Below are 2,699 nucleotides of genomic sequence, written 5' to 3' on the forward strand. Positions count from 1 at the left end.
CCTGCTTCTTGAGTGTCTTTAGCAGTAGCAATTTTCTCTGACTGGTCTTGGAAATCTGATGCTTTAAAGTAACCTACGTATTCGTATCCTTCAATTTGAATGACACCTTTTGCCAAGTCCTCTTGACTACTTCCAGCAATCGTTTGGTTGTAAGACACCAAGATTTTATTCTCGAAGGCTTGAGCTGACTGAGGGATAAAGTAACTACCACCTAGAGCTCCAATAAAGAGAATACCCAACATTTTATTACGGTGTTTTTTAGACATCACCACAACAACCAAAGACGCTGTTGCAAAACCAAGAGTTGCTAGTGCCAACTCCTTGCTTCCAGTGTTCGGCAATTGTTGAGAGTTCACTTCCTTTTTTCTGTAGACAAGATAGACAACATCATCTTGCTTTAAATCTGAAGGGAGTTCGCGATGGATCAAAGCCTTTTCTGATTCCGTCAATTCCTGTTCAGCCAAATAGCGGTAACGAACTTGGTTAGGTGTTGCTACTTCGTTAGCTGCAACAGTTTCAACTAAAAAGTTGTTTGCTCCCAAAAGAAATGTCCCGATAACTGCAGAACCTACACCAACTGAGAACTTCCGAATAGAGTATTTAATAACTCTATCAAACTGCATTTTTCTGTTTTTCATTTTAAATCTTTCTAATGTGATCTATTGGATATTGAGCACGCGCCCCTCCAATGAGTTTTGGTCGACTAGCAAGTGCTGTCACATGAGCCAGACCAATCTCTCTTAAGACTGGCCGAATGGGTACCTGAACATGTTTGATATGCATACCGATAGCTGTATCACCAATATCCAGACCAGCATCTGCCCTGATAAATTCGACCTCCACGGGATCCTTCATATAGCGAAAGGCGGCCAATTGACCAGAACCTCCTGCATGTAAGGTCGGGAGTACACTCACAATCTCCAACTGATGTTTTATAGCTACTTCTCGTTCAACAACTAAAGCCCGATTGACATGTTCACAACCTTGAACAGCCAGGTGAATTCCCTTAGCCGTCAACAGTTCCAACATAGTCTTGACAATTAGTTCACCGATTTCCTGACTCGAATCTTTTCCGATGTGTCCTCCCAGCACTTCACTCGAAGACAAACCCAAGACAAATAGTGCTCCCTCCTGTAAAGAAGCCTTGTCTAGTACATCTTCAAGTATCTGCTGTGTTTCTGTTTGAATCCGTCTTTGGTCCATATTTCACCTCGCTTTTTTTCATTCTATCATATCGTTTTTCATCAATTTTAGCAAGATTGGAAGGCATAGGAATACCATTTGCTAGGATTCAAAAACTATATGAGGGCTCTTTTTAAAAACTGATTCAAATTCATCTAGTTTCAAATATAATATAAATTATACTTTGAAAACAAAAAAAATATAATAGTTTAGTAAAATCGTTGATGTAACAACATTTACACCTAAAAGATTTGTCTGTCAATTCGATTATAAGCTACCGAAAAGCAACTTCTACCATTCTACCCCATTTCTTCTATTAAAGCTACTACTTTGCTTATTTTTTAGCCACTTTTTCATCCTTGTAGATTTAGATGATGATTCAGAAAATTTTCATGAAATTATGCTAAAATTTTAATTTTATCCTCAAATTATAATATGTCAGTTTTTTGAATACAAACTGTATCCAATATTTTTAAAAACTAGATTTTACAGAGAAGATAACAAAAGACGGTGGGACAGAAGTCGATAGACAAAGTCTCGATTTCGTAGCCCCAGCCCCGCGAGGATGATTAGGAGCTTTTTGGAGTCTAAAAGACGAACAAAAAGTTCAATCAGCTACCGCGTCAAAGTTTGATTGCTAATAAAAAGTGAGGTCGGGATCTTTTGTCCCAACCTCTTTTTCTAGATTAAACTTTTTGGAGTCCTTGGACAGCATCATGATTGATGAGTAGTTGCCCATATTCTTGGAGGACAGAACGACTGATATCACTATCATCCGCAAATTCTCGCATACGAGCCAACAACCAAGCTGGATAAAGGCTAGGTTGATTTTCTACATCAACTAAGACTGTCAGATAGTACTGGTCATTCATCTTATAGAGTTCTGAAGTTTCCATTTGGTAGTCAACCATTTTGGCAAAAGAAACCAAACTAGTTAAATTGTCAAAACTTAAGATGTAGTAGATATACGGTTCTCTTTTTCCTTCTTCTACTCCAAGTGCTTCGTCAAGCGCCGCTTCCTCTTCCTTTTCAACCTGTTCTAAAGATTGAATAGCTTCAATATCGTCTTTAGTTTTTTCTGCCATGGTTTTCTCTAAGGTTTTCAAAAACTCATCTGGAGACATTTTAGCTAACTCATCCATATCAGGAAGATCTGCCAAATCGTCAAAATCCAAATTCTGATCGATCTTAGATTTTGTCACAAAGACATCAACCTTATCTGGCTTTGGAGTCACTCGGAAGCTAAGCATACCCGTATCCAAAAAACTGTCTGGCATCTCTAACTCATCCAAGATGGCATAGAAAAATTCTTCTGTTTTCTCTTGCGGAACGAGAAAGTCTGCGATTTCCATTCCACGATCCATCAAATCTTCTAAAGACATGGTGATTTTTAAAGTCGTATCACTGATTTGTTTCATTTTCATAGTTCGTAACCTCATACTTTCAGTTCTATCTATTATACAAGATTTCAAAAATTTTATCAAAAAAAATGGCGTTGGGGTATTGATTACTATCTA

General features: G+C 37.9%; 3 protein-coding genes. All 3 read right to left on the minus strand.

What is annotated here, in order from left to right; translation table 11 throughout:
* On the minus strand, nucleotides 1-638 hold a 638-nt coding region (locus tag O3658_RS10495; RefSeq protein ID WP_371561521.1), incomplete at its 3' end, for a YSIRK-type signal peptide-containing protein.
* A 1-nt stretch (nucleotide 639) separates the two neighbouring features.
* Entirely contained in the window at nucleotides 640-1,203 is a 564-nt protein-coding gene (locus O3658_RS10500; protein ID WP_371561523.1) for a TIGR01440 family protein, read from the minus strand.
* Nucleotides 1,204-1,868: 665 nt separating this feature from the next.
* Nucleotides 1,869-2,606 carry an adaptor protein MecA gene (gene mecA, locus O3658_RS10505; protein ID WP_371561525.1) on the minus strand — a complete coding sequence of 246 codons (738 nt, stop codon included), beginning with the start codon at nucleotides 2,604-2,606 and terminating at the stop codon, nucleotides 1,869-1,871.
* Nucleotides 2,607-2,699: the final 93 nt, after the last annotated feature.

The sequence above is a fragment of the Streptococcus sp. 27098_8_69 genome (assembly GCF_041432445.1).
Classification (GTDB): Bacteria; Bacillota; Bacilli; order Lactobacillales; family Streptococcaceae; genus Streptococcus.